General features: G+C 70.0%; 21 protein-coding genes. 13 read left to right on the forward strand and 8 right to left on the reverse strand.

Translation table 11 applies throughout. From position 1 onward, the window contains the following. Nucleotides 1-22 precede the first annotated feature (22 nt). Nucleotides 23-625, reverse strand: a complete 603-nt coding sequence (locus tag ACSP50_RS20945) for a dihydrofolate reductase family protein (RefSeq protein WP_014691264.1) — start codon at nt 623-625, stop codon at nt 23-25. Nucleotides 626-642: 17 nt separating this feature from the next. Continuing rightward, a complete protein-coding gene (locus ACSP50_RS20950; protein WP_014691265.1) occupies nt 643-1824 on the reverse strand; it encodes a PLP-dependent aminotransferase family protein in 1182 nt (393 codons plus the stop codon). A 185-nt stretch (nt 1825-2009) separates the two neighbouring features. On the opposite strand from ACSP50_RS20950, the gene ACSP50_RS20955 reads away from it, so the two are divergent. From ACSP50_RS20955 to ACSP50_RS20965, 3 genes are all read left to right on the forward strand, one after another. After that, nucleotides 2010-3608, forward strand: a complete 1599-nt coding sequence (locus ACSP50_RS20955) for an ABC-F family ATP-binding cassette domain-containing protein (protein WP_014691266.1) — start codon at nt 2010-2012, stop codon at nt 3606-3608. Nucleotides 3609-3612: 4 nt separating this feature from the next. Continuing rightward, nucleotides 3613-4545 (forward strand): tyrosine-type recombinase/integrase, encoded by a 933-nt coding sequence (locus tag ACSP50_RS20960; protein WP_014691267.1) that lies wholly within the window; start codon nt 3613-3615, stop codon nt 4543-4545. A 100-nt stretch (nt 4546-4645) separates the two neighbouring features. Next, nucleotides 4646-5458: an undecaprenyl-diphosphate phosphatase gene (locus ACSP50_RS20965; RefSeq protein WP_014691268.1), complete on the forward strand. Its 813-nt coding sequence runs from the start codon at nt 4646-4648 to the stop codon at nt 5456-5458. Nucleotides 5459-5692: 234 nt separating this feature from the next. On the opposite strand, the gene ACSP50_RS20970 is transcribed toward ACSP50_RS20965, so the two are convergent. From ACSP50_RS20970 to ACSP50_RS20980, 3 genes are all read right to left on the reverse strand, one after another. Next, complete coding sequence (locus ACSP50_RS20970) at nt 5693-6430, reverse strand: hypothetical protein (protein WP_085945645.1); 738 nt, start codon at nt 6428-6430, stop codon at nt 5693-5695. A 669-nt stretch (nt 6431-7099) separates the two neighbouring features. Then, nucleotides 7100-7543, reverse strand: a complete 444-nt coding sequence (locus ACSP50_RS20975; RefSeq protein ID WP_014691270.1) for a hypothetical protein — start codon at nt 7541-7543, stop codon at nt 7100-7102. A gap of 410 nt (nt 7544-7953) precedes the next feature. After that, nucleotides 7954-8433 (reverse strand): NUDIX domain-containing protein, encoded by a 480-nt coding sequence (locus ACSP50_RS20980; protein WP_014691271.1) that lies wholly within the window; start codon nt 8431-8433, stop codon nt 7954-7956. Nucleotides 8434-8975: 542 nt separating this feature from the next. Here ACSP50_RS20980 and ACSP50_RS20985 point away from each other — a divergent pair. The 3 genes from ACSP50_RS20985 to ACSP50_RS20995 are packed head-to-tail and all read left to right on the forward strand — an operon-like array spanning nt 8976 to nt 11221. After that, nucleotides 8976-9944 (forward strand): tyrosine-type recombinase/integrase, encoded by a 969-nt coding sequence (locus ACSP50_RS20985; protein ID WP_014691273.1) that lies wholly within the window; start codon nt 8976-8978, stop codon nt 9942-9944. A 25-nt stretch (nt 9945-9969) separates the two neighbouring features. Further along, nucleotides 9970-10689: a dienelactone hydrolase family protein gene (locus tag ACSP50_RS20990; RefSeq protein WP_014691274.1), complete on the forward strand. Its 720-nt coding sequence runs from the start codon at nt 9970-9972 to the stop codon at nt 10687-10689. A gap of 16 nt (nt 10690-10705) precedes the next feature. Continuing rightward, on the forward strand, nt 10706-11221 hold the full coding sequence (locus tag ACSP50_RS20995) for a GNAT family N-acetyltransferase (protein ID WP_014691275.1): 516 nt from the start codon (nt 10706-10708) through the stop codon (nt 11219-11221). Here ACSP50_RS20995 and ACSP50_RS21000 read toward each other — a convergent pair. Continuing rightward, nucleotides 11215-11799, reverse strand: coding sequence for a bifunctional 2-polyprenyl-6-hydroxyphenol methylase/3-demethylubiquinol 3-O-methyltransferase UbiG (locus tag ACSP50_RS21000; RefSeq protein ID WP_014691276.1), 585 nt, complete (start codon nt 11797-11799; stop codon nt 11215-11217). The genes ACSP50_RS20995 and ACSP50_RS21000 overlap by 7 nt on opposite strands. 307 nt (nt 11800-12106) lie before the next feature. Here ACSP50_RS21000 and ACSP50_RS21005 point away from each other — a divergent pair, with 307 nt between their 5' ends. The 7 genes from ACSP50_RS21005 to ACSP50_RS21035 all read left to right on the forward strand — a co-directional run bounded on the left by ACSP50_RS21005 (nt 12107) and on the right by ACSP50_RS21035 (nt 16939). Then, nucleotides 12107-12700, forward strand: a complete 594-nt coding sequence (locus tag ACSP50_RS21005) for a DUF998 domain-containing protein (protein ID WP_014691277.1) — start codon at nt 12107-12109, stop codon at nt 12698-12700. A gap of 197 nt (nt 12701-12897) precedes the next feature. After that, nucleotides 12898-13263, forward strand: coding sequence for a hypothetical protein (locus ACSP50_RS21010; RefSeq protein WP_052311669.1), 366 nt, complete (start codon nt 12898-12900; stop codon nt 13261-13263). A gap of 159 nt (nt 13264-13422) precedes the next feature. Beyond that, nucleotides 13423-13983 (forward strand): hypothetical protein, encoded by a 561-nt coding sequence (locus ACSP50_RS21015; RefSeq protein WP_043511843.1) that lies wholly within the window; start codon nt 13423-13425, stop codon nt 13981-13983. Beyond that, the gene (locus ACSP50_RS21020; RefSeq protein ID WP_014691280.1) at nt 13983-14579 is read left to right on the forward strand and encodes a phosphohydrolase; all 597 of its coding nucleotides are present in this window, start codon (nt 13983-13985) and stop codon (nt 14577-14579) included. The genes ACSP50_RS21015 and ACSP50_RS21020 overlap by 1 nt, the downstream gene beginning before the upstream one ends. 4 nt (nt 14580-14583) lie before the next feature. Continuing rightward, nucleotides 14584-15324 carry a metallophosphoesterase gene (locus ACSP50_RS21025; protein ID WP_014691281.1) on the forward strand — a complete coding sequence of 247 codons (741 nt, stop codon included), beginning with the start codon at nt 14584-14586 and terminating at the stop codon, nt 15322-15324. Between the two features lie 5 nt (nt 15325-15329). Next, a complete protein-coding gene (locus tag ACSP50_RS21030) occupies nt 15330-16238 on the forward strand; it encodes a zinc-binding dehydrogenase (protein ID WP_014691282.1) in 909 nt (302 codons plus the stop codon). Beyond that, a complete protein-coding gene (locus ACSP50_RS21035) occupies nt 16235-16939 on the forward strand; it encodes a VOC family protein (protein ID WP_014691283.1) in 705 nt (234 codons plus the stop codon). The genes ACSP50_RS21030 and ACSP50_RS21035 overlap by 4 nt, the downstream gene beginning before the upstream one ends. A gap of 57 nt (nt 16940-16996) precedes the next feature. Here the strand turns inward: ACSP50_RS21035 and ACSP50_RS45120 are convergent, their stop codons facing one another. Then, nucleotides 16997-17101 (reverse strand): maleylpyruvate isomerase N-terminal domain-containing protein, encoded by a 105-nt coding sequence (locus tag ACSP50_RS45120; protein WP_080128229.1) that lies wholly within the window; start codon nt 17099-17101, stop codon nt 16997-16999. Nucleotides 17102-17114: 13 nt separating this feature from the next. Continuing rightward, nucleotides 17115-17651 (reverse strand): hypothetical protein, encoded by a 537-nt coding sequence (locus tag ACSP50_RS21045; protein ID WP_155123573.1) that lies wholly within the window; start codon nt 17649-17651, stop codon nt 17115-17117. Between the last annotated feature and the right edge of the window lie 198 nt (nt 17652-17849).

Raw genomic sequence — 17849 nt, forward strand, 5'->3', positions numbered from 1 at the left:
CGCCGCGGCGGCCCCACCGGAGTCAGACCTTGCCCTTGGTCTCCTCGTAGCCGGCCACGAACGGCGCCTCACCCGGCGCATAGATCACCCGTAGCACCCCGGTCGGGAACGCCTCGGTGCTCACCACCTTCAGGTGGTACGCCGTGTCCCCCTCGTCGAACAGCCGCCGCCCCCGCCGCGCGGCGACCGGATGCACCAGCAGGCGCAGCTCGTCGACCAGCCCGGCGGCCAGCAGCTGCTGCACCACCGAGATCGACCCGGGCACCAGGATGCCCTTGACCTGCGGGTCGGCCTTGAGCGCCGCCACACCCGCGGCCAGCTCCCCGCCGAGCAGCTCCGAGTTGCGCCAGGTGAACTCCAGCGACTGCCGGGACACCACCACCTTGCGGGTGTCGCCGAGCTGCTTGGCGAACGGCGCGTCGTCCTCGCCGCCGGCCTCGCGCAGCGGCCACGCCCCGGCGAAACTGTCGTACGTCGATCGGCCCAGCAGCAGCACGTCCGCGGTCTCGTAGTCCTCGCTGACCGCGCGGCCCATGTTGTCGTCGAAGTACGGGAAATGCCATGCGGGATCAATCTCGGCCACCCCATCGGCCGAAATGAACAGTGTCGAGACCAGCTTCGCCATCGCGGTGTCTCCTCAGGTCACGTGTCGGACCCCGCCAGCATGTCAAATGCGGCGTCGATCGCACGCCCCAGCCGACCCAGACCCTCGGTGATCTGCTCCGGCGTGCCGGTGGTGAACGACAGCCGCAGCGTGGCCGGGTCCGGCCGGCCGGCGTAGAACGGCGCGCCGGGTACGAACGCCACGTCGTGCCGCAACGCGACGGGCAGCAGCGCGGTCGTGTCGGTGCCCTCCGGCAGCCGCACCCAGACGAACATGCCGCCGTCCGGATCGGTCCACGACGTACCACCCGGGGTGATCCCCTGCAGTCCGGCGAGCATGGTGTCGCGCCGCAACCGATACCCGTCGCACAGCCGGCGCACATGATCGTCAAGGTCGGTGGCCGCCAGATAGGCCGCCGCCGCGGCCTGATCGATCGTGGACGTGTGCAGATCGGCCGCCTGCTTCGCGATCACCAGCGCCGACCGCAGCGCCGCCGGGGTGCGCACCCAACCCAGCCGCAGCCCCGGCGCACCGATCTTCGACAAACTACCCAGATAAATACCCCGATCACCGTACGTCGTGAGCGGCGCCAGCGGCGTCCCGCGATACCGCAACTCGCCGTACGGGTCGTCCTCCACGATCCACACCTCGTGCCCGGCCGCCACCGCGGCCACCTGCGCCCGCCGCGCCGCACTCATCGTCGCCCCGGTCGGATTCGCGAACGTCGGCACCAGATACACCAGCGCCGGCCGCTCCCGCACGAGAACCTCCGCCAGAGCCGCCGGATCCACCCCCTGCTCATCGGAGGGCACCGACACGACCCGCGCCCCGGCCATCGCGAAACACTGCAACGCCGCCAGATACGTCGGCTCCTGCACCACCACCGTCGACCCCGGCTCCAGCAACGCCGCCGCCACCAGCGTCAACCCCTGCTGCGACCCGGTCGTCACCAACAGGTCACCGGCCCCGGTCGCCAACCCGCGCCCGGCCATCCGGGCCGCGACCAACTCCCGCAACCGCGGATCACCCTCGGTCGGCGCATACTGCAGATGCCGGCGCGCGGCCGGCCCGCTCAACGCCGCGTCGAACGCCGCCCGCCACCCCGGCACATCGAACATCTCCGGCGCCGGCAGCCCACCGGCGAACGAGATCACCTCCGGCCGGTCGACGAGCGCCAACAGATCACGCACGGGGGAGCTGGCAACAGCGGAAACACGCATGACAGGGTCCTTCCAGCGGGAGAACATAACCCACGGATCACGGACGGTCGTGCCATCAACGCGCGTGGCGCACACGGGCCTGGTCGAGGCCGACGCCCGCAGCCTAACGCCGGTCAGGCCCATCCGGCCGTCCACTATTGGTCCCCGGATTGGTTCCCACCCGAGCCCACCCCCAGGAGGCCGCCATGCCCGCCCACCTCAAAGCCACCGGGCTGGCCCGCACCCACGACGGCGACCTGCTGTTCTCCGGCGTCGACCTGATCCTGCAGGACGGCGACCGCTACGGCCTCGTCGGCCCCAACGGCGCCGGCAAAACCACCCTGCTGCGCGTGCTCGCCGGCGACCTGCCACCCACCCACGGCACCGTCACCCGCACCCCCGGAACCCGCATCGCCCACGTCACCCAGCAGATCCCCGACCCCGACCACACCGTCGGCGCCTACCTCACCGCCGGCCTCGGCGAACTCGCCACCGTCACCACCACCATGCGCACCCTGGAGAACCGGCTCGCCGCCGGCGCCGACGTCCTCGACGCCTACGCCCGGGCCCAGGAACGCTGGACCGCCCTGCAAGGCTGGACCGCCGAAACCCGCCTCACCGAAATCCGCCAGCGCCTCGACATCGACCACCTCGACGACACCCTGCCCCTGGCCACCGTCTCCGGCGGCGAACAGGCCCGCCTCATGCTCGCCCGCGCCCTGCTCTCCCACCCCCACCTGCTGCTCCTCGACGAACCCACCAACCACCTCGACACCGACGGCGCCACCTGGCTGCGCGACTGGCTCCAGCAATTCCCCGGCGGCGTGCTCACCGTCAGCCACGACCGCGCCTTCCTCGACGCCACCGTCACCCGCATCATCGAACTCGACGGCATCGACGAACACCCCCAGGACTATCCCGGCGGCGGCTACACCGCCTACCGCCAGGAAAAACAACGTCGCTGGGAACGCCTGCTGCTCGACTACGAAGCCCAGGAGAAGGACCGCCTGCGCTGGGAAACCGACATCGAACGCACCAAGAACCACGCCCGCGGCGTCGAGAACACCGTCCGCTCCGGCGCCGAAGCCCCCCACCTGCGCCGCGTCGCCCGCCGCGTCGCCCGCAAAGCCAAAGTCAGAGAACGCCGGCTCCGCCGCCAGATGGCCTCCGTACGATGGATCGCCGAACCCCGCCGCCGCCCACCCCTGACCCTCGCCTTCCCCGACGACGACGGCGACCCCGCCGACACCGTCCTGGCAATCCGCGACCTCACCCTCGGCTTCGGCGAGCGCACCCTGCTCGACCACATCGACCTCGACGTCACCCGTGGCGACCGGATCCTGATCACCGGCCGCAACGGCACCGGCAAAACCACCCTGCTGCGCGCCATCGCCGCCGGCCACCCCGACGTCGCCGTCCTCCCGCAGACCACCGACCACCTGCGCACCGACACCACCGTCCTGGACCACTTCCGCGCCCACGTCCCGGTCTACGCCGACGACGCCGAACGCCTGCTCACCGGCCACCAGTTCGACCCCGACCAGTGGACCGCCCGGCTGCGCGACCTGTCCGCCGGCGAACTACGCCGCCTGCTGCTCGCCATCCTCGTCAACAGTCCCGCCCGCATCCTGCTCCTCGACGAACCCACCAACTTCCTCGACTTCGACGCCCTCGACGTCATCGAGGAAGCCCTGCGCCGCTACCGCGGCACCCTGCTCACCGTCACCCACGACCACTACTTCGCCGACGCCGTCGGACACACCCGCCACTGGCATGTCGCCGACCGCACCGTGATCGAGAACTGACACCATGGACCCCATGTCGCTGCTGCCCCACGTCACCGCGTCAGCCACCCGCTTCACCGACGCCTGGCTGGAAAACCGGCGACTGTCCGACCACACCCGCGACGCCTACCGCCGCGACGTCACCACCTGGCTCACCTGGTGCACCGAACACCACCTCGACCCCCTGCAGGCCACCTTCCTCGACGTCAACGCCTACGCCCGCGGCCTGGAAGCCCGCCCCATGGCCGCCGCCACCGTCGCCCGCAAACTCTCCGGGCTCTCCAGCTGGTACGCCTTCCTCGTCAAACTCCGCGTCGTCACCGGCAACCCCGTCGCCGACGCCGACCGCCCCTACGTCGACCGCGACCACTCCGCCACCATCGGCCTGACCCCCGACGAAGTCGACAACCTGCTGGCCGCCGCCGACCGCCAGGACGGACCCGCCGCCGTGCGCCACCGCGCCGTGCTCACCCTGCTCGCCGACCTCGGCCTGCGCGTCGGCGAACTCGTCAGCCTCGACCTCACCGACCTCGGCTGGGAGCGCGGCCACCGCACCGTCCGCTTCACCGGCAAAGGCGGCCGCCCCCGCCGCCGCGTCCTGACCCCCAGCGCCGCCGCCGCCCTCGACACCTACCTCCGCGTCCGCGGCACCCAGCCCGGCCCCCTGTTCGCCACCACCACCGGCGCCCGCCTCGACCGGCACGCCGTCTTCCGCCTCGTCCGGCGCCTGGCCGCCGAAGCCGGCATCGCCGGCGCCGACAAACTCTCCCCACACTCGCTACGCCACGCCTTCGCCACCACCGCCCGCGCCGAAGGCGTACCCCTCGAAGACGTCCAGGACGCCATGGGCCACGCCGACCCACGCACCACCCGCCGCTACGACCGCGACCGCCACAACCTCGACCGCGACCCCGCCTACACCATCGCCGCCGCCCGCGACCGCCGCCGCACCGCCTAGCCCCACACACCGAGCGCGTCGCCCGCCCCCTATGCTCTGACCGGCCAGGCAACGGAACAAACAGGGCGGGAACAGGTTGAACATCTTTCAGGCGATTCTGATGGGCGCGGTGGAAGGCGTCACCGAATTCCTCCCGGTCTCCAGCACCGGACACCTGACCATCCTGGAAAAACTGCTCGGCTACCGCCTCGACGACCCGGACATCACCGCCTTCACCGTGATCATCCAGTCCGGCGCCGTCCTGGCCACCATCATCTTCCTGATGAAGGACATCCTGCGGATCGTCCCGGCCTTCTTCAAAGGCCTCACCAACGCCGACGCCCGCAAACACCCCGACTACCGATTCGCCCTGGCCGTCATCCTCGGCTCGATCCCCATCGTGATCGCCGGACTCACCTTCAAAGACGCCATCGAAACCACCCTGCGCAGCCTCTGGTTCGTCGCCATCGCCCTGATCGTCTGGTCAGCCGTCATGGCCTTCGCCGACTACGCCGCCACCCAGGTCCGCCACGAAGACGACGTCACCTGGAAAGACGCCCTCATCATCGGCACCGTCCAGTGCCTGGCCGTCATCCCCGGCATCTCCCGCTCCGGCTCCACCATGTCCGCCGGCCTGCTGCGCGACCTCGACCGGGTCACCGTCACCAAACTCTCGTTCTTCCTGTCCGTGCCCGCCCTCACCGGCGCCTCACTGCTGCAGGGCTACGAGGAATACGACAACATCTCCCACGGCGTCGGCTGGACCAACACCATCGTCGCCACCGCCGTGAGCTTCATCGTCGCCTACTTCGCCGTGACCTGGCTGCTCAAATTCGTCGCCAAGCACTCCTACCGCATCTTCATCTTCTACCGCCTCGCCCTCGGCGCCCTGCTCCTGCTGCTGCTGGGCACCGGCACCATCAGCGCCCAGTAAACAGCCCCCACCGGCCGCGCCGAACCGGCCCCGGCCAGTCGTCACGCCCCCATCCCGCCGAAGCGCTCGCCCCGTGCGAGCGCTTCGCCGTTTCCGGCCATCGGGAAACCCGCCGCTAGCGGCGCCGGGGGAGCAGCACCCCGTCACCAAGCCGCCCACGAGACGGCCGGGCACGGACGCACACCGACACCCGGCCCGTGCTCCCTGATCGACGCACCACCGGACCACCGGTGATCACGACGGCTGCTGACCCGCCTCACCCAGCTCCGCCAACCGCGCCTCGATCTCCGCCAACTCCGCCCGCAACCGCTGCGCCTGCTGCTCCGCCTCCGCCCGCTCCGCCGACAGGATCTGCTCCACCGCCTCCTGCACCCCCGGAACGTCGATCAGCTGCACCATCTTCAACGCCTCGGCCGGACGGATCACATAGGGCTTCGCCAGCGCCTTGGCACCTTGCGTCGCCCCGACCGTCCACTCACCCTCGCCGTAGGCCAGCGTCACCGTCAACGACGGCGAAGGCTTCGCCTTCACCGAACGAGCCGCCACCTTACGCGGAGCCGGAGCCGTCACGTCCTGCACATCCTTTCCCACCACACCATCGTCATCCCCACGCCGCTGCACCGGAGCCGCCCGCGGCTTCTCCACCGGTCTCCCGATCGGCTTGTCGATCAGAAACTCCGGCCCCGACAACACCGGCTCAGGCTCCGGCTCCACCACCGGCACCACCTTCCTCACCGGCGCCCCTTTCGGCGCGATCCGCAGATCACCGGGGGAGAAGGGCAGCTCATCACGACCGAACCGGACCACCACCCACTCATCGGAGACCGCCGGATCCGCCAGCCCCACCACCTGCCCGATCTGCCCGGCGATCTGCCCCGCCGCCTCGGTGAACTGCACCCGAGGCTTGCGCCCGGCCGCCAACGCGTCCCGGATCCCGTCCAACTCCTCCGTGGTCAACCCACGGGCCTCCACACCCGCCGCCGCCATCAATCTCAGCCCCACCTTCGTACGCCTGTATGAGAGGGCCTTCTTTCTACCAGCCCCCACCGACAAGAACCCCACGCCCCGCCGACCACCCCACCGCACGTGACGCACCACCGCACCACCGCCGCCGATCCGACCGGCCGCCACATCACCGGGCACGCACCGGTGTACCACCCCGGCACGGCCCACAGAGCAGCCCACAGAGCACGGACACCCACCGCGCCCCGCATCCACCACGACACCCATCCCGCCGACCGACCCCCGACGTTGATCATCATGCGAGCCCGGGGGAGAGCCTGATCGGGCACTTCATCGACCAGGCCCAGCGCTCCGGCGAAGATGATCATTATTGAGGGAGTGGCCGGCGACAAGATCACCCGCAAGACCGCGACCCACCGGCCGGCGCCCCAGAGGGCGGCAGCGCTCAAGGGAACCGCCGACGCCCGCCGCGCCGGACCCGACAACGACTCAGCCGGACGCAACCGGGTCGACCGGCTCGGCGGACCGTCTCATCCCGGGCAACCGGTCGCCCTCATGACTGACAGCCGCAAAGAACGGATCCAGCCGGGACGAGGACAAAATCGACGGGCTCAGGAAGCAGCGCGCGCGGACGAGACCGGGCCGACGGCCGATCAGCCGCACACGCGGGTGGGCGGCTCAGGGGAGCGGATCAGCGAGAATCCACGTCGCATACTCCTCCTCGCTGACCGCGCTACTCGCCCACGTCGTCGGTGACAACGCCACGAACTCCCGGAACCCCGCGACCCGCGGCAACGACTCACCGACCCGCACCCGAATCCACGGCAACGGACCGAACGAACCCTGAGCCAACGACAGCAGCACCGCACCGTCCGCATCGATCGTGCCGTTGCGGCGACTCACCAGATGCCACAGCCGATCCACCCGGGCATCATGATCGTCAGACTCATGACGTACCCATTTCACCGGCCGCGCCGACGACATGATGAACGGCCGCCACACCTCACCCTGCGCGGGCAGCTCCGCGTGGTCGAGGAAACCCTCCACCACGAAACCCGCACCCGCCAGCGCATCCCGCACGTCGGCCCGCCCCGCGCGCCCCGCATCCACCACGACACCCATCCCGCCGACCGACCACCGATGTTGATCATCATGGAGGCCCGGGGGAGAGACAACCGTCCTCGCGCGAAACCCGCCCGAACCCATTCAGCCGACGGCCCGTCACCGGGACTGACCGGCTCGACCTTTTCGCAACCGCAAGTTGCGGGATCACCTTGAGCCGGGGAGAGGGCAAACCGCCTTGACCCGGGAGCACACCTCGGATGCCGCCCCGCGAGCCCCGCACCGAGACCACATCGCCGCGTGCGAACGAGGGCACGAGCCTGCGTTCGGAGCCGGCCGAAACACCGTACAACCGCTGTCTACTTCGCCCCGCAAACCAACCGCGCCGCACGCAGCCACCGCAACCCGGCATTTCCCGCCGCGCCCATCGCCGCCGCCGCTGAATCCGCTCAGCCGTCCCTGTGACGCCGTCAATCCAGGGGAGCGGCAAACCAGGGACCGGCGTCGTCAGACAACGCGAGCGCCAGACATCGCGCCTGGTGCGCCGGCAACGGCGGCACCGAATCCGGATCGAACCAGCCCACCTCGACGGATTCATCGTCGTTGACCCGGGCGTCACCCTCGACGGACCGGCACAGCAAACCGATGGCGAGCCAGTAGATCTGATCGCCGTTGGGTGCGACCGACAGATCCAGCGCCTCCACGGAAAGCAGGCGTTCCACCCGTGCGCGGACACCGGTTTCCTCGAAGACCTCGCGGAGCGCGCCGTCGGCGGGTTGTTCGCCGGGTTCGAGGCATCCGGTGGTGAGGGCCCATTCGCCGGTGTCGGAGCGCCGGACGAGCAGGATCCGGTTGTTCTCGTCGAGCACCACGGCGATCACACCGTTCAAGGGCAGTGGGTCGTGCCCGAGCTTGGCGCGCAGGGCGAGGACGAATGCGGGGATCGGCATGCGCGTCAGCCTATGGTCCGCTCGCCAAAATCTCAGGTCGATAATGTATATTATGTCAACTAGAGGCTGGAGAGGTGTGGTCGTGCCATCCCCTGCGGTGTCACTCCGGGACGTCTCGTGCGATCGGCAGACCGGCCCGGAAGCTGTGGAGGTTTCACCGCGGGGCCGGCCCGTTCCGGCGAGCGCATCACGCCGAACTCAATGGTTTCCGGCAGATCGAGATGGCCGAGTCGGGCCAGTTGCCGGGCGTCGTGTGGATCGGCGAGCCGAACCAAGTCAGCCGCGGCCCGATCCGCCCGTGGTAGCCGGCCAACGGTGACCACCGACCGGTCCGAGCGTTTCCGGGTGACTACCGTGCTGGGCGGAACCGTTCCCGAGATGATTTCCACACCGGTTTAGCCACGCCACGCATGCGGGGGTGTTCGGCATCGTGGCTGCCCTCCCCGACCGGCGGATTCGGGTGATCGGGTGTCCTGGTCGGTGGCGGGCATGCTACGGTGCAGACGGGCACGAATGCGGATATATCATGCATAATATCTCTTATGCAGCACGAACCATCTGTCGATCCGCCCTCTCCCCTTTCTGACCTGGTCGAGGAGTTCCTCGCCGCGCGGGCCACGCGGAAGCCGTCGGCGCACACTCTCGCTGCGTATCGGCGCGATCTGTCCCTGGTGTTGCGGCAGGTGTCCCCCGCGCCGGCCGATCCGGCGGACCTCTCCCCTCGCCTGTTGCGGGCGGCGTTCGCGCGTTTCGCGGCGGACCGCGCCCCCGCTTCCGTGGCGCGTGCCTGGTCGTCGTGGAATGCGTTTTTCACGTTTCTGGTGACCGAGGGTGTGGTGGCGGGCAATCCGATGTCGGCGGTGGACAAGCCGCGGATGGTGGCGCACTCCCCCAAGCCGTTGCGGGGTGAGGACACGCCGGAGCAATTGTTGCGGGTGGCGAGTGTCGCGGATGAGCGTCAGCGTGATCCGTGGCCGGAGCGGGATGTGCTGGTTCTGGCGTTGGCTCTGTGTGCCGGGTTGCGGCTTTCGGAGTTGCTGGGGTTGACCGTCGGTGCGGTGTCGGGTCGTGATGGTGAGCGGCGGATCGAGGTGGCCGGTAAGGGTGGGCGGCCGCGGTCGGTGCCGATCGATGCGGGGCTGGATGCCGCGGTGGCGCGGTATGTGGCGAGCCGGCGGGTGCGGTTCGGTCGGGTGGCGAGTGTGGATCGGTTGCTGGTGGATCGGCATGGGGCGCCGTTGCAGCGGGGTGGTCTGCAGTATCTGGTGCGGTCGTGTTTCCGGCGGGCGGGTATCGGTGACCGGGTGCCGCGGGGTGCGCAGTTGCATGCATTGCGGCATACCTTTGCGACGCGTCTTGCCGAGGATGGGGCGAATGCGTCGGAGATCATGCGGCTGTTGGGGCATGCGTCGTTGGCGACGTCGCAGAACTATATCGAGGTGACGGCGGAGCAGCAGCGGGCGGCGATCCAGTCGAATCGTACGAACCGGGTGTTGCGCGAGTTGGCGTGATCGTGCCGGGCGTAGGTTGGCTCGCATGAAGCTGGTCGAGGATGAGGTGCGAATCGGTGAGATTCGTGCGGTGGTGGTGGGGCCGTCCGGTGGTGGGTCGTTTCCCGGGGTGTTGTTGTACACCGACATTTTTCAGCTGACGGAGTCGACGTTGCGGTCGGCGCGCAGGCTGGCGTCGGAGGGTTTTGTGGTGTGTGTTCCGGAGATCTATCCGCGGGGTGAGCTGGCCGGGGTGGCGTTGGCGTTCGACGATGCGGGCAAGGCGCGGGGGTTGGCGGGTGCGGCGGCGACGCCGACGGCGCAGTTCGATGCCGATCGGGTGGCGGTGCTGGATTATCTGCAGGCCCGGGCGGATGTGTCGGCGCTGTTGGTGACGGGCTTCTGTATCGGTGGGCATCTGGCGTTCCGGGCGGCGTTGGATCCGCGGGTGTCGGCGACGGTGTGTTTTTATCCGACCGGTTTGCAGGATGGTGGGTTGGGTGCGGATGTGGCGGATTCGCTGGCGCGGGCCGGGGAGATCCGGGGGCGGTTGATGGTGGTGTTCGGGTCGCGGGATCCGCATGTTCCTTCGCAGGCGCGGCTGCGGATCGTGGGTGCGTTGTATGCGGCGGGGCTCGATGATGCGGAGTTGCATGTTTATCAGGGTGGGGAGCATGCGTTCATGCGGGATGTGGGTGCCCGGCATGATCCGGTGCTGACGGATCTGGCGTTGGCGGAGGCGGTTTCTTTTTACCGTGGGCGTTGAGTCGGGGATTCCGCGGGTGAGGTTGGAGTCGGCGCGCCTGGTGTTGCGGCCGTTCGAGTCCGGGGATGCGCCGGGGGTGCATGCGGTGTGGAACGAGCGGGAGTTTCTGCGGTTCGCGCCGGTCGGTTTCCGGTTCGCGGGTGCGGATCTGTCCCGGGTGGCGGACTGGTGTGCCCGGGGTGAGGTGTTCGCCGGGGTGGAGCGGTCCAGTGGGCGGTTGGCGTGTCATGTGGGGTTGTTCGGGGCGGACTGGTCGGCGATGACGGTGGAGATTCATTACTGGACGGCGGTGTGGGCGCGCGGTAATGGTTTCGCGGTGGAGGCGGCGCGGTTGGTGGCGGGGTGGGCGTTGTCGGTGTTGGGGTTCGCGCGGGTGACGTTGCAGACGGATGTGCGGAATGTGGGTTCGCGGCGGGTGGCGCGGGGGGCGGGTTTCCGGTTCGAGGGGGTGTTGCGGAATGCGTCGTGGACGCGGTCGGGGCGGGCTGATCTGGCGGTGTTCAGTGTGATTCCGGGGGATGTGGGTCAGTAGGAGCGGGCGGTGCGCAGTAGGTAGGCGGGCATGGTGATGGTGGTGTCGTCGACCTGGGCGGTGACGGTGACGTCTTTGATTCTGGTGTCGGTCCAGGTGGGTTCGGGGAGGTTTTCCTGGAGGTATTCGCGGGTGATGGTCCATCCCTGTCCGGCGGTGGCGGAGATGGCGAGGATGTAGAGCAGGGTGCCGGGTTCGGCGAGTTCGGGGAGTTGGGCGAGGTACTGGTCGACGGGTCCGCCGTTGCGGTGCAGGTTGTGCAGCAGGCCGGAGTCGAAGATGGTGTCGAACGGTTTGTTGGGCAGGTCGAGTTTGGTGGCGTCCTGCACGTGGAAGGTGGCGGTGAGTCCGGCGGCTTTCTGGCGGGCGCGTTCGATGGCGGTGGGCGAGATGTCGATGCCGGTGACGTGGTATCCGCGGCGGGCGAGGGTGCAGGCGAGGTCGCCGGTGCCGCAGCCGAGGTCGAGGACTTTGGGTCCGCGGACGCCGTGTTCGAGCAGTGCGGTGAGGGCGGGTTGTGGTTTCCCGATCTCCCAGGGTGTGTTGCCGCTGCGGTAGCGTTCGTCGTAGTCGCTCATGGATTCTCCTGTGGTTGAGGCTTTGTTGGTCTGATTCCGGGTTTGGACTCGGGAACTTTAAACCGGGATTGCTTTTGTACGGTCCTGTCGCGATCGGCTGGCCGGGGGCCCGGGCGGTGATCTGGTCGTCGCGTACGCCGAGGATACGGTGCGCCGTTTCCGGCTCGGTGGTGCTCCTGATGGTGGGTCCGCTGGTGGGTGCCGACGCGGATGGTGTCGTCCTGGGCGGGGTCGCTGAGGGTGGTCCGGCGGTGGACGGCTGCGGGCGAAGATCGGAATGCGAGCGCTTGATATCTTCCCCATCATCATGATCAATTCGCAGACCGCTGCCACCGCGGCTCTCATCGCGCTCGCCGCCTACCTGATCATCATCACCGCGCTGCACGTCCTGCCGACCGGATACCGGCTGGCCGACCACGCCGTCAGCGACTACGGCGTGGGCCGGTACGCCCGCCTGTTCCACACCGGCCTGATCGTCAACTCGCTGGGCGTCCTCGCGCTCGCGGCCGCCCTGGCCCTCGCACCGAACCTGGACCCGCCCACGACTCCCCTGGTCTACCTGGTGCTGCTGCCGGTAGCCAGGATCGGCATCGCCGTCTTCCCGACCGACCTCGAAGGCCGCGGGCTCACACCGACCGGCATCGCCCACTACCTGTCGGCCATCGCCGCGTTCACCCTCACCTACCTCGCCATCGACGGCCTCACCCCCACGCTGCGCGCCGCCACCTCACACCCCGACGTGCCACATTGGCTCGCCATCGCGACGCCCGTACTGCTCGCCGCCGTCGCCGTCACCATGTTCCGGCCACTACGCCGGCTCTTCGGGGTCACCGAGCGGCTGTTCCTTCTGGTCACGAACGCCTGGTACGTCGCCGCTGCCCTCATCGTCCTGGCCCGCTGAGCGCCCGCTCCTCGGTATCACCCTCGTGAGACCGCCGGATGATCTACCGGCGGGGCAGCTCAGCGAGTGGACTCGCAACGTTCAATGTCGCTACTCACAGTGCCCATCCCGCCGGGCCTCAGCCCGGCATGTCGGGCCGGAGACACCGCTCCTGGCACAGTCCCGGTCGCTGTGGTGGTGGCTGCCATGATGCTGCGGTGGGTGAGGTGCGGGTGCCGTTTCACTGCGGGACGGCGACGGTGTCGGAGGCTGTCCGGGATGGGCGGCTGCTGTGGGACGTCCATCACCGGTGTCCGGACGGGGATCAGGTCTCGTGCGGCCGGGACGGGTTGCCTGACGAGCTGCGGCAGGCGGTGCTGGCGCAGGGTGGACGGTTCCGGGTCGGGTTTCCGGAGGCGGATCGGCTGGCGGTGCTGCGGGTGTTGCGGCGGCGCGGGGTGGCGATCGGGTCGTTGGACGGCGTACGGCAGAGGGGGGTGACCGGGACCGAGGCGGAGATGGAGCTGTTGCGGCAACAGCTCGCCGCGGTGGGTGTGGTGGTGGTCGTCGAGCGGTGTGGGTGACGGCGGGTCCGGTCCGGTCGCTGTGGCTGAGCGGGTAAGCCGACCGGGCCGGCGGGAGCGGGGTCGATACTCCATTGAATCGACGGCGGTGGAACTGTCGGTAACGACAGGTATCGCGAAATGCGCTCACCCGTCCTTTGTGGATGCTATGAATGTGCGGTGCGGAAACGGGTCACGGACGCCTGCGCGCGAGCGCTGGCCTGTTGCGGTTTCACCCGGCGGCGGCACGGGATCCTGTTGCAGGCCGATTCCGGCTGGCTGGACCTGGGCCTGACCGATCATCAGACGTCGGTGGTGGCGGAGCCGGTGGTCGGGGTGCGGCATGCGGTGGTGGAGCGGATCCTGGTGGCGACGGCCGGCTGGGATGAGCCGGTGGCGTGTGTGACGTTGCCGCTGGGGCGGGGCTGGCGGTTCCCGGCGGGGGCGGATCTGAGCGAGATCGCCGCGGAGCTGGCGGAGGAGGTGGTGGTGCGCGGGCAGCCGTTCATCGACCGCTGGTCGGATCCGGTGGCGTTGCGCCGTGACATCGGCACGGTGGTGGCGCAGCAGACGCGGCATCTGGTGGTGCCGGCGGTGGCGCTGGCCGGCGGGCAGCGCGAGCGTGCGGTGGGTCTGGTCCGGGCCGAGGTGCGACAGTTGAGCGGGCGCGACGACGGGTACGCGGTCGCCTACCGCGAGTTCGCCCGCCGGTTCACCCGGCTCGCCGAGGGGGGTGCCTGATGGCTGCGGCCACGTTGAGCGGGGCGTTGCGGGATCCGTGCGTACCGCGGCTGCGGTTGTTGCCGCCGGAGGTGGCTGATCTTCTGGTGTCGATGCAGGCACCACCGCGGCTGGGCGCGCATCTGCGGGCGGTGCACGATGTGGCGTGGGAGTTGACCGGCTGGCTCGCCGCGGCGTATCCGGGGCTGGTCTTCGATCGGGCGGCGGTGCTGTTCGGGGCGGCCACGCACGACATCGGCAAGGTGTGGCATCCGCGGGAGTTGTCGGGTCCGGGGTCGCGGCATGAGTCGGCCGGGCAGCGGCTGCTCCTGGCGGCGGGGGTGGCGCCGCGGCTGGCCCGGTTCGCGGCCAGTCACGGGGTGTGGGATGCGCCGGGGCTGGGCGTGGAGGATCTGCTGGTCGCCGTCGCCGACAAGGTGTGGAAGGCGAAGCGGGTGCCGGATCTGGAGCAGCTGGTGGTGGAGCGGCTGGTGGCGGTGTCCGGGCGTGAGCCGTGGTCGGTGTTTCTGACCTTGGATGATCAGCTGGATGTGCTGGCGGCGGGGGCGGACGCCCGGTTGGCGTATCAAAATGGGTTTCCCGTCGCCGTAGGGTGATCGCATGCGGCTTGCGGTGATCTCCGATGTGCACGGCAATCTGCCGGCGTTGGACGCGGTGCTCGCGGCGATCGCCGCGGACGGCGTCGATCTGACCGTCAACCTGGGTGATCTGCTGTCGGGCTATGTGCAGCCGGCCGAGACCGCGGACCGGTTGATCGCCGCGGATCTGGTGACGGTGGCCGGCAACCACGAGCGGCAGGTGCTGACTCTGCCCGAGGATCGCCAGGGCATGGCGGACCGGATCACCACCGGGTTGCTGACCGGTGCGCATCGGGCGTGGCTGGCGGCGCTGCCGGCGGTGGTGTCGCCCGCACCGGGGGTGCTGGCGTTTCACGGCACGCCCACCGACGACCTGCAGTATCTGCTGCACACGGTCACCGCGGACGGGGTTCGGGACGCGACCGGGGACGAGGTGCGTGAGCGGCTCGGTGCGGCGGCCGCCGGGCCGGCGCTGCTGCTGTGCGGGCACACCCATCTGGCCGGATCGCTGCGGCTGCCGGGCGGGCCGCTGATCGTGAACCCCGGCAGTGTCGGCTGGCCGGCGTACACCGATGACCGGCCGTTCGAGCACCAGATGGCGGCCGGCAGCCCGCATGCCCGGTATGCGGTGGTCGACGATGCGTCGGGCCGGTGGGAGGCGCAGTTGCGGGCGGTGGAGTATCCGTGGGAGGTCGCCGCCGGGTTCGCCGAGGGTTTCGGGCGCCCGGATGTGGCGCGGGCGTTGCGGACGGGGAGGAACTGACACTGATGCGGCGGGTGCGTTATCACCGGCACGGCGGTCCCGAGGTGCTGGTGGTGGAGGACGGTCCGGAGCCGGTTGCGGGCGAGGGTGAGCTGCTCATCCGGGCGGCGGCGATCGGGGTGACCCGGCCCGGGGTGGCGCGGGTGCGCGGCGGGGACGGTCCGCTGCCGGCGATGCCGGGTGGGGAGGTCGCCGGTGAGGTGATCGGTATCGGTCCGGGCGTGTCGGGTTGGGCGGTCGGGGACCGGGTGGCGGCGTTGCCGTTCGGTGGTTCGTATGCCGAGGTGGTGGCGGTGCCGGCGGCGTTTGCGGAGCGGATTCCCGGTTCGTTCGTCGACGCGGTGGCGTTGGTGCGCTCCGGGCATGTGGCGCTCGGGGTGCTGACCGTCGCGGCGCTGCGCGGGGGTGAGTCGGTGCTGGTCACGGCGGCGGCCAGCGGGGTCGGTCATCTGCTGGTGCAGGCCGCTCGGCGGCGCGGGGCGGGGCGGGTGGTCGCGGCGGCGGGGCCCGGAAAAGCCGATTTCCTGTACGGGCTCGGGGCGGATGCCGTGGTCACGTACGACCGGTTGCCGTTGCCGGACCCGGTGGATGTGGTGCTCGACGGGGCCGGTGGTGACCTGCTGGGCGCGGCGCTCGGGTCGGTGCGGGCCGGCGGCAGGCTGATCTTCTTCGCCAGTGGTGGTGGCACGGTGCCCGCTTTCGATCTGCTGGCGGGGGCCAAGACGATGACCGGGTTCACGATGGCCAACTTCGCCCGCGGCAATCCTGAGGTGTATGCCGGGCACGGTCGTGAGCTGTGGGATCTCGGGCTGACGGTGTGTGTGCACGCGGCGTTGCCGCTGGCGCAGGCGGCGCGGGCGCACGAGATCGTCGAGGCGCGGGCGAACTGCGGGAAGGTGGTGCTGCTGCCGTGACGATCCGCTGGGTGACCGGTTTCCTGGACTCCCCCGCCGGGCTGGCCGCGGCCGGTGAGCGGTTCTGGCTCGCCGTGACCGGTTCGGTGATGTCGCCGCGGCGCGGCGGTGGCACGTTCGCGACGTTGCTGCCGCCGGCCGGTGACCCGTGGCTGCGGGTGCAGGTCGTCGGGGACGGCCCGGCCCGTACGCATCTGGACCTGCACGTCGACGACTTCGCCGGCTTCGAGGTGCCCGGGGCGCGGGTCGTCGACCGGCAGGACGACGTGATGGTGCTGCGGTCCCCGGCCGGGATCGTGTTCTGTGTGGTCCCGTGGTCCGGGGAGAAGATCGTCGCGCTGGACCGGTCCGCGGTCGTCGACCAGGTGTGTCTCGACATTCCCGATCAGCTGTACGAGGTGGAGGCCGCGTTCTGGACGGCCCTGACCGGCTGGGCGCGGACCCCGTCCGGGGCGCCGGAGTTCGAGCATCTGACCCCGCCGCCGACGCTCCCGATGAAGCTGCTGCTGCAGCGGGTGGGCGCGGGGCCGGCCGGAATGCACCTGGACTGGGCGTGCACGGATGTGCCGGGCGAGGTGGCGCGGCACGAGTCGCTGGGTGCCACGGTGGTGCGCCGGGTGCCCGGGGACTGGACGACGCTGCGGGACCCGGCCGGCCGGGAGTACTGCTTGACCGCCCGCCCGCCCCGCCGTCCGGGCTGAAGGCGCCGGCCGACGGTCCTGACCAGGGTCGGCGCGGCGTCCCGGCCGGCGAGGTAGTCACGCAGGAACCGGCTGGAGCAGGTGTGCGGCCATCTCGTGCACCCGCCAGCCCGCGCACACGGTCGGCGCCCGCCACTGCTGCTCGGCGAGGCTGGCGGGCAGGTCGGCGACCCTGTCAGCGCTCGCCGAACCAGAGGTCCGCGACGGCGGTTACCTGCTGCTCAACCGTCAGACCCGCGACCTCGATCCGAGCGTCGGCTTGCGGAGGCGCCTCTCGATCTCTGCGGTGGAGCAGCTCAAACTCCGCATCCGTCAACCAGACCTTCCGAGTCATCGCCCTGCGCCGCGCTTCATCCGGACTTGCCCGAAGATGAACTATCAGGCAGGTCGGAAGCAGCCGCCGGTAAATCACCGACGTAGCCGGCGTAAGCACGTCAACGATCACGACGTCGAACCCCTCAGCCAGAAACCGCTGAGCAAGACCGCAGGCGTTCTCGGCCGCAAGAGCGGCTTGAGTGGCTCCCTGGGTGCCCCGCCAGGGCGCCTCAGCCCCGGCCACCACCAGCTGCCGCACATCATCGACATCAACGAAAGCGGCCTGAGCTCGGCCTTCCGCCAGAAGCCGACCCGTAGTCGTCTTGCCGACCGCCGGTCCTCCAGTCAACACCAACGGCCGTAGGACGGTATTGCCGGCGTCGATTCTCGGCTGCACGCCACGACTGTATCGAAGTACCCCGTCCTACCTCGGACAGCGTCGTCGGCGTCCGAGCTCGGATGCCGGGCCAGGTCGAGCCGGTCCGCGGGCGCCGGCACGGCGACCACGATGTCATATCGGCACCGGCCGCCGCCGCCACCTCCAAGGCATGGCGCGGCCGCGCCGGCCGGTCGTGAGTTCCGCGAGCCTGGGATC

This window comes from Actinoplanes sp. SE50/110, from assembly GCF_900119315.1.
Classification (GTDB): Bacteria; Actinomycetota; Actinomycetes; order Mycobacteriales; family Micromonosporaceae; genus Actinoplanes.

Excerpts from the sequence above, each read along its gene's own strand:
- ACSP50_RS20945 (WP_014691264.1), bottom strand. The coding sequence starts at position 625 with ATGGCGAAGCTGGTCTCGACACTGTTCATTTCGGCCGATGGGGTGGCC.
- ACSP50_RS20950 (WP_014691265.1), bottom strand. The coding sequence starts at position 1,824 with ATGCGTGTTTCCGCTGTTGCCAGCTCCCCCGTGCGTGATCTGTTGGCG.
- ACSP50_RS20955 (WP_014691266.1), top strand. The coding sequence starts at position 2,010 with ATGCCCGCCCACCTCAAAGCCACCGGGCTGGCCCGCACCCACGACGGC.
- ACSP50_RS20960 (WP_014691267.1), top strand. The coding sequence starts at position 3,613 with ATGGACCCCATGTCGCTGCTGCCCCACGTCACCGCGTCAGCCACCCGC.
- ACSP50_RS20965 (WP_014691268.1), top strand. The coding sequence starts at position 4,646 with ATGGGCGCGGTGGAAGGCGTCACCGAATTCCTCCCGGTCTCCAGCACC.
- ACSP50_RS20975 (WP_014691270.1), bottom strand. The coding sequence starts at position 7,543 with ATGGGTGTCGTGGTGGATGCGGGGCGCGCGGGGCGGGCCGACGTGCGG.
- ACSP50_RS20980 (WP_014691271.1), bottom strand. The coding sequence starts at position 8,433 with ATGCCGATCCCCGCATTCGTCCTCGCCCTGCGCGCCAAGCTCGGGCAC.
- ACSP50_RS20985 (WP_014691273.1), top strand. The coding sequence starts at position 8,976 with ATGCAGCACGAACCATCTGTCGATCCGCCCTCTCCCCTTTCTGACCTG.
- ACSP50_RS20990 (WP_014691274.1), top strand. The coding sequence starts at position 9,970 with ATGAAGCTGGTCGAGGATGAGGTGCGAATCGGTGAGATTCGTGCGGTG.
- ACSP50_RS21000 (WP_014691276.1), bottom strand. The coding sequence starts at position 11,799 with ATGAGCGACTACGACGAACGCTACCGCAGCGGCAACACACCCTGGGAG.
- ACSP50_RS21005 (WP_014691277.1), top strand. The coding sequence starts at position 12,107 with ATGATCAATTCGCAGACCGCTGCCACCGCGGCTCTCATCGCGCTCGCC.
- ACSP50_RS21020 (WP_014691280.1), top strand. The coding sequence starts at position 13,983 with ATGGCTGCGGCCACGTTGAGCGGGGCGTTGCGGGATCCGTGCGTACCG.
- ACSP50_RS21025 (WP_014691281.1), top strand. The coding sequence starts at position 14,584 with ATGCGGCTTGCGGTGATCTCCGATGTGCACGGCAATCTGCCGGCGTTG.
- ACSP50_RS21030 (WP_014691282.1), top strand. The coding sequence starts at position 15,330 with ATGCGGCGGGTGCGTTATCACCGGCACGGCGGTCCCGAGGTGCTGGTG.